Raw genomic sequence first — 7231 nt, 5'->3', positions numbered from 1 at the left:
GAATGGGCCAGTGTCTTTGGTGATGCAAAAATGACGACTGCTCTTCTGGATCGACTCACCCACAGGTGTCATATCCTTGAGACTGGAAACGACAGCTATCGGTTCAAAAACAGCTCTGCAAAGACTCAGCCCAAAAAGGAGAAAACCAAGAACTTATCCACATCGTGAGCACCTTCTGCTCACAAAGAGTGTGGGTCAATATTCGATGGAAAACTCGGGTCAGACTTCAGCGGAATTCAACACCTGATCTGGGAAACACAGGCAACAACGCCAGAACCAGCAGAGGCGCAAAGGCCTTCCGAAACCACCGTCGGCGTAGCTTGCGCGAGTGCGCTTATAGCCGGTGCCACCTGGGGGGCCTGCAGCGCAAGCTCCGTACATTCGTTCCTTGCCGGCGCAGTGATCTTCGTCATAGCCGCGTGGGGATGGGTCTGGTTTGTGGGCGTTACCCAGTCCGCGACGGCCAAGGGGCGAATCTATCTTTGCATTGCCCTTGCAGCATTCGCATTTCCCATCGCTGCGGTGGTCACTCAAACGGTGCTCTAACCCGTCCTTCGAGCAGACCCGCCTTCCGTTTCAGGCACTGGCCATTGCACTCGCGGTGCTGGCCTATTGGATTGCGCATCGGAGCATGGGGCGGCCTGGCCATGCTGCTTAAGCGGAGCGACTGACACCCAAGGCAAGGGACAGTCGGGCCGGGTTATGAGTCGCGATGGTCAAACACAACAGGATTGGCTGTTTGGGCTGCGCTCGTCCACATTGAGGAGGCGGTAACCACACTGTCCGCCTAGAATCGGCTGGCGGGTTTGGTATTCTTTTTATCGACCTGAATGAAACTCAAAATGGACAATATGTCTTTTGATAACAAGCACTTGGCTCGGGTTTCAGTGGCCAGGTTATACCGCAGGCGCGATGTTATACCGCAGACCTTGCGGTATACATTACGTTAGGAGCTTTCCTTGGGTGCCTTCTACACAAACATTACTGTCCGCGCCGCATCTCCAGAAGTCGTACTGCCGCTCTTGAAAGGTCGCCGAGCTTTCCTCACCCCAAGTCGTGACGGGTACATAACCATCTACGATGAGCAGTGTGACGAGGGCGGTTTGTATCCCAATGAGTTTGCATCGCATCTCTCGCAAGCGCTGGGATCAGTTGCATTCCTTGTGACTGTGCACGATGACGACATCTTGTACGTCGACGTCTTCGCGGATGGCGAGCGATTGGATGAATACGATTCTTGCCCGAACTATTTTTCTGAGGAAGATGAGGACGACGACTCGCCAGAGGGTGGAAATCCAGCCTTGCTATGCAGTACGTTCGGTTGCAATGACGAAAAGGCGGTGGCTGACGTCTTGTATTGCCAGGACGAGGACTCAGACATCTGGATATTTGCGACGGACCGACATCGCGCTCTCACGAAGTTGCTTGGTCTCCCCGAGTTCGCGGTCGGCTATGGCTACAAATACTTGGCCAAAGGGGATGTACCGCAAGAGCTACGCAAGGAGGAACTCATTGAAGTACGCTCCTAACAAGTCGATCGACACGGGCCCGCAACTGCAGGAGGTCGCTTTATGCATAGGCTCTACCAGGTCCCAGATGACTTCGAAGCGTCCGTCAGAATCCTTTCTTCCGAAGAAGGTGGAAGACTGTCGCCGCCGTTCAACGGCATTCGTTGGGATCTTTGTTACTCAGAAGACTTGGCAGCAGAACACCTGTGGATGATCTGGCCTGACTTCATCGACGGAAATGGAGACTCGCTCCCAACCGACGAGCCACTTCCCATCGGAGTCAATCTGGTAGCAAGGATGACGATAGTGGTCGACGAGATGAGGGCGAAAGAGCATCGAAAACGTCTCGGCGTCGGCTCTACGTTCTACTGCCACGAGGGCAGCAGGAGGGTAGCTTTCGGCGAGGTAACCAAGATCACAGGCCTGTTCAATGAGCGACCAGCGGCCTAACCCTTCCTTCAAGCGGACATGCCTACGGCAGGCCGCTTAAGTCAAACGTTAAACCGCAACGCAGTTCCAAGAAAGCAATCCTCCATATGAGCAAACCCCTCGCATCTATTGGGCAGAGATTCACTTCCCAATTCCTGGACGATTTGGTTGCAATCGCAGCAGGCGTCATCTTCTACGTTTCCGCCAAAGCCCTCGCGCTTCCCCTGGAGCTAGCACTGCTAGGCTTCTTTCTCTACGTGTTCTTGTGTGATGGATTGCCCGGCGGGCAGAGCGTGGGAAAACGGTTTACGCGCACGGCGGTGGTGCACGTCACAACTGAGGAACCTTGCCGCTACTGGCAATCCTTGGTTAGGAATTTCGCGATGATGCTTGGGGTGATTGATGCCGTCTTTATTCTTGGTAAGCAGCGGCGCCGCCTCGGCGATTATTTGGGCCGCACCAAGGTCGTTCAGTTGGAGTCCAGCAAGTGAAGCGGTTTAACTGGTCAATCGACGCGGACCCACAGCAGCAGGAGGCGGCCCCACCGCTCATGTTGGTGGTCCGGTCATCTCTACGTTAAAGCTCATCTCATGAAAATCCTCAACAAGCTCAAATCCGTGTTTCAGCCGAACGCCGAGAAGCCAGTCGCACCGCAACTCGATCCAGAGCAATTCATCTACGTGAAACTTCCAGGCAATATCCAACCGATCCAGCGCGGTGAGCAATTCGAAGATCGAATTGATCCAGTCCTCGCTGAAGCCGGGCTCGGTGCTGTTTCCGGCGGGGGTTCCTCGCTAGCCGATCCGTTGCCCGACGGTCGACGGTTGGTGGCATTTTGCGGAATAGACATTGACACGCCGAAAAGAGATGCGGCGCTATCTGTGCTGCGTGATCTTCTTCCGAAACTCGAAGCTCCAGTCGGAACAGAGTTGCACTACACGCGTGATGGCGTGAAGCTGCAGGAAGAATTCACTAGTGCCGGGTGGGCTACTGACCGGCCACGCACGTTTCAACATCCAGGTTTTGACGTGTAGGCTAATGAGTTTTGACATTTCAATCGACATGGGCGCACAACAGCAGGGGACGATCTCGCCGCAAAGTGTTGTGATCCGGTCATCTTTACGTTAGGGCGCATGAATGGATGCCGTCGTAGACCTCTACCACAACGTGCGGGAGAGATTCCTTCCAATATCCTTGTCCGCGGATCGCCATTTCCAGAAGAGCTGGGGTGATGGCCTTGATGTCGGAATTGAGTACGTATGGTTCGGGGCGCTTGCGGATGCTCTCAACACCGAAATGCAGCGTGGGGTTCCCTACGGTGTTCATGGGCCGCTCTTTCAGTTCATGGAGGGCGCCTTCTTGCAAGGCAACGATCCCGTCCAGAAATGCATTGACGTCTCCTTTGTGGAAAACTTGTTCTGGCGAGTCCCTAGCCACAAGTGCGAGCCATACTGGAAGCAACTTCCGCCCAAGCTCAGGCAGCTCTACACGGAGTTCCACCATCGTGATCCATGAACCCCAGCTGGGCCGGCATCTTGCCGCCGAACTGCGCCCTATCCCATGGACATCCCGCAAGTGGGCCGCGTCAAACGCGAGGCAGGGTCAGCACTCCGGTCGTTTGTGCGATTGCTTGCGACTTCCCTCGTCCTGGTCTTGCTCCAGGGACCGACGCTGAATGGACGAAATGAGCCCAGCTACTGTCTTTTTCACATGGCTGATCTCCGGAGTCATTCTCGGAATCGCGTTCCTTCTTGCTCTCCCTTTTGGGCACGCAAATTCGCTGGCGTTCTACCTTGCAATCGCGATTGGCGCATTCGGTGGCGCGGTACATGCAAGGCGCCGATCACGCAAAGGCCGGAGCGACAATGCCGCATAACATGTCAGTCGGCGCGACCCCACGCCTGCAGCCAACGTGACACCAAGCGCGGCGACTGGCATCCGAGGGGCAGCAGGGACGGGTTATGGAGAGCGATGGTCAAACACAACGGAATCGGCTGTTTGGTCCGCGCTCGTCCATATTGAGGAGGCGATAACCAAACTGGCCGCCTAGAATCGGTTTGCGGGGTTTGGTCCTTTTTTATCGAGCTGAACGAAACTCAAAATGGGAAATAAGTCTTTTAATAACAAGCACTTGGCTGGGTTTTCAGCGGCCAGGTTATACCGCAAGCGCCAAGTTATACCGCAGACCTTGCGGCATACATTACGTTAGGTCGCTAATGGTGAATCCTCGCCTGGCCAAGCAATGGGGACTGACGGAGACTCTTCTCCGAGACGCGACGGTTCTTCTCGGCGGAGAGGCCATTCCTGAATTTGAGAAATATCTTGCTCACAACGAGCTTGGTCTCGCATTTGATGTCCTCGTCGAGGAAGGCGAGCGACGAAGCGGAAGCGGAGCGTTCTGGCGCAAGCTCAAGCAGGCTGCTGACCAGATGGGCCTCAATGAACATCGCAATGACCTTCGGCGTAGAGTCCGAGAGGCCGAAGAGAAGGAGCGCAACAATGCGATCAAGCGAACCTAACCAGCTAGTCGACACGGACACCCAAGGGCGTCCGGCCGCTACGCGGCCTCCTCTCCTTGGTTGCCGGTCACACGCACGTTAGGCGTCAAGAATGACCACTCCGACGATCAATGACATGATGGCCGCATACGCTGAAGATGCGGTTGATTTCGCGCGCACGAAGTTCGGTATTTCGCTCGACTACGCGGCCGCAAGTATCGAACAAGTTGAGTTCATCGCCGAGCAGCTTGCGCAAGCGCGTCCGAAAGGCTTCATCGGCAAACTGCTACGAAAGGCGCCCTCGGACGAAGAGGTCCAAACGGTCTGCAAGATGTTGGGGGGATACATTGGTGAGGTCTATCGCCGCGCGAAGGGCGGCGACTGGGGAATCAACCAAGAGTTCCAAGCCCTCGGTGTGAGCCAAGGCGAGAACTGGGTCTTTCCACCAGCAAAAGTGCATAAGCGGCTAATCAATGGCGCCGAAGACAACCTCTGGTCCTATTTCAGCGTGCTGATACAAGAGCCGTGGCAACGCAATGACGCCTAACCCTTCCTTCAAGCGGACATGCCTACGGCATGCCGCTTAAGTCAAACGTTAGAACGCAGATGCCTACGATCCCTGAATTTCTAGCACTCTTGCTTATGGCGACATACTTCGCCGGCTTTGGCTGGCATTTATCCCAAGTCGCCAGGCTGTGGTCAACTCCCGAATACGGCGGTGCGCGGTATGGGAGAGAATTTCTGTTGGCCCTTGCGTATGGGGTCTTCCTATTTGCAGCAGCGTTTCTAGCCGACGCCTATGAAATTTCAGATGAAATTCGCAAGAATGGAACACTTATCGCCGCTATCCTTTTGCCTGTTGGGTGGGGTTTGAGGGCCTGGAGCAACAAGCGAAAGGGCGCGGCCTCATCCAATGCTCAGCGGACTCATGGTTGAGGAGAACAAATTGCCTTCTAACCCGGCGTTCAAGCGAACCTGCGCAAAAAGTCGCGCAGGCCGCTTAACTCTACGTTAGAGCGCATATGGACGATCAGGGCGTCGTGGGACTAGTCGATGTGTTTGAGCACTCGGTGGCCGCCGGCATCGCGCTTGCAACGCGGGATCCGCGACTCATCCGAGAACGAACGTCCTTGGGCGAAACGGCGTTGCACTTGCTCGTACTGGGAGAGTCTGAGGAAGCGGTTCGCTCCATCCTGCAATTGGGTGCAGATGTCTCGTCACTGTGCGACTTTGGTGAGTCTCCGTTATCGTTGGCTGCTACTCTCGGACGGGCGAATCTCGTGAGAATTCTTCTTGAAGCCGGTGCACCTCTCAGTCCCAATGATCAGCGGGAACCAACCCTTCACAAGGCAGTTCGTAGCGGTAGCATAGAGACCGTCAGGCTGCTTGTCGATGCAGGAGCCGACGTGAATGAACAGGCCGACTTCGCTGAAGCTCCAATTCACCTCGCGGCAGAAGACGACCTTGTTGCCATCGCGGAATTGCTCATCGCGCACGGAGCGAACCCATTGCTTCGGAGTTCTTTCGACGGAACCGCATTGGATGTCGCACTTCGAGCGGGTAGTACGGCATGTGTAGCATTGCTCGCATCAAAGCACTAGTCGATGAGACTGGGATGCTCTCTAACTTGCTGGTCACCTTCACGTTAGGCTCCTTGGGTTGAAGTATGAGTAGTTCGCAACCCGAGAAACCTATCAATCGGCGCCACTGGTGGCTCCTGTTTGTATCTGCATTCGTGCTTCCCTGGATTGTTGTAGTTGGCTCGAACGGTGCCATGGCGTCGTGGTTCCCAGGCCAGTTCAAGGTAGATCATTGGCGCAATCTGTCGTCAGTTTGCTTTCTGCTGGGGGGCATAGCGGCAGCAGCCCTTCTCCTGCGGCTATCCAGGCCCCTCTCGCTTCGATTGTTTGGAGTCTTCTTCGTGGTTGCGGGCAGCCTATTGCTTGCGTTCTTCATCCAGCTGCGCTCCAAATGCGGTGACGAGGCGATCTACGTTGGTCATCGCCCGAACACAGAGGTTGCGTCATGCAACTAGCGGCAAGCCCAACGCCCCTTCGCTCTTTCGCGCGCAAGGTTTTGGTCCAGGGCTGGTGCGAAGCGCCTGACCTCGCCATTGAGCGGACATGCCCCGGCAAGCCGGGTCATGCAGCTCATATCCAACGTTAGGTCTCACGTGCTCGCTGATGTAGCTGTCCGCCTGGCAGCAGAATCTCACTCAACACAGATTGCGGAAATGTCGCGCGATTACGTCGAGCATGGTCTGGGCTGGAATTGGACGCGAAGCCGCATCTCTCAGTCTCTGCGCGACAGGGACGTAAACGTAGCCGTGGTCGTCGCAGATGACAACGTCCTCGCATTTGGCATCATGCGCTACGGTGAGCGTCATGCCCACCTGGAGTTGCTCGCGGTTCGACCTCAATATCGGCGCAAAGGCTTGGCCAGCGCGATCATCACCTGGTTGGAATCCGTTGCGCGACTTTCGGGGGCTGAGAGAGTCCTGGTTGAGTGTCGGAGAAACAATGACGCGGCTCGATCTCTCTACCTGGAGCACGCGTATCATGAAAGGCTTATCGAACTGGCCATGTACAGGCAGTCCGAGGACGGCATCATGTTGGAGAAGTGGTTGCGCGCACGTGTCGATGGTGGAAGTGAAACCTAACCAGCCAGTCAACACGGACGCCTTGCGGCGTCCGGCCGCAAGGCGCCGGTTACACGCACGTTAGGCGGTACGGCTTGTAGAGGGAGATCGGTTTGAAAAATTGGTTGGATCGTTTGCTAGGTTTTTTGGGGATCGGA

10 protein-coding genes are annotated in these 7231 nt (G+C 55.6%); all 10 read left to right on the top strand.

The annotated features are described in order from the left end of the window. A partial coding sequence (locus AC1DYR_RS18965; RefSeq protein WP_477706462.1) for an ATP-binding protein occupies window positions 1–168 on the top strand: 168 nt, incomplete at its 5' end. A 791-nt stretch (window positions 169–959) separates the two neighbouring features. Then, on the top strand, window positions 960–1529 hold the full coding sequence (locus AC1DYR_RS18960) for a hypothetical protein (RefSeq protein ID WP_477706454.1): 570 nt from the start codon (window positions 960–962) through the stop codon (window positions 1527–1529). A 42-nt stretch (window positions 1530–1571) separates the two neighbouring features. Then, window positions 1572–1958, top strand: a complete 387-nt coding sequence (locus AC1DYR_RS18955; RefSeq protein WP_477706453.1) for a hypothetical protein — start codon at window positions 1572–1574, stop codon at window positions 1956–1958. Between the two features lie 86 nt (window positions 1959–2044). Then, window positions 2045–2428 carry an RDD family protein gene (locus tag AC1DYR_RS18950; RefSeq protein ID WP_477706452.1) on the top strand — a complete coding sequence of 128 codons (384 nt, stop codon included), beginning with the start codon at window positions 2045–2047 and terminating at the stop codon, window positions 2426–2428. A 99-nt stretch (window positions 2429–2527) separates the two neighbouring features. After that, the gene (locus tag AC1DYR_RS18945) at window positions 2528–2971 is read left to right on the top strand and encodes a hypothetical protein (RefSeq protein ID WP_477706451.1); all 444 of its coding nucleotides are present in this window, start codon (window positions 2528–2530) and stop codon (window positions 2969–2971) included. Window positions 2972–3074: 103 nt separating this feature from the next. After that, entirely contained in the window at window positions 3075–3452 is a 378-nt protein-coding gene (locus tag AC1DYR_RS18940; protein WP_477706450.1) for a DUF7674 family protein, read from the top strand. Between the two features lie 704 nt (window positions 3453–4156). After that, a complete protein-coding gene (locus AC1DYR_RS18935; RefSeq protein WP_477706449.1) occupies window positions 4157–4456 on the top strand; it encodes a hypothetical protein in 300 nt (99 codons plus the stop codon). A gap of 91 nt (window positions 4457–4547) precedes the next feature. After that, window positions 4548–4982, top strand: a complete 435-nt coding sequence (locus AC1DYR_RS18930; protein ID WP_477706448.1) for a hypothetical protein — start codon at window positions 4548–4550, stop codon at window positions 4980–4982. A 475-nt stretch (window positions 4983–5457) separates the two neighbouring features. Next, window positions 5458–6036, top strand: a complete 579-nt coding sequence (locus AC1DYR_RS18925) for an ankyrin repeat domain-containing protein (protein ID WP_477706447.1) — start codon at window positions 5458–5460, stop codon at window positions 6034–6036. 542 nt (window positions 6037–6578) lie between these two features. Then, window positions 6579–7094, top strand: a complete 516-nt coding sequence (locus AC1DYR_RS18920; protein WP_477706446.1) for a GNAT family N-acetyltransferase — start codon at window positions 6579–6581, stop codon at window positions 7092–7094. Window positions 7095–7231 lie beyond the last annotated feature (137 nt).

The sequence above is a fragment of the Polaromonas sp. P1_F9 genome (genome assembly GCF_056405615.1).
The sequence above is the reverse complement of the archived record's forward strand: the minus strand, read 5'-3'. Positions and strand labels throughout refer to the sequence as shown.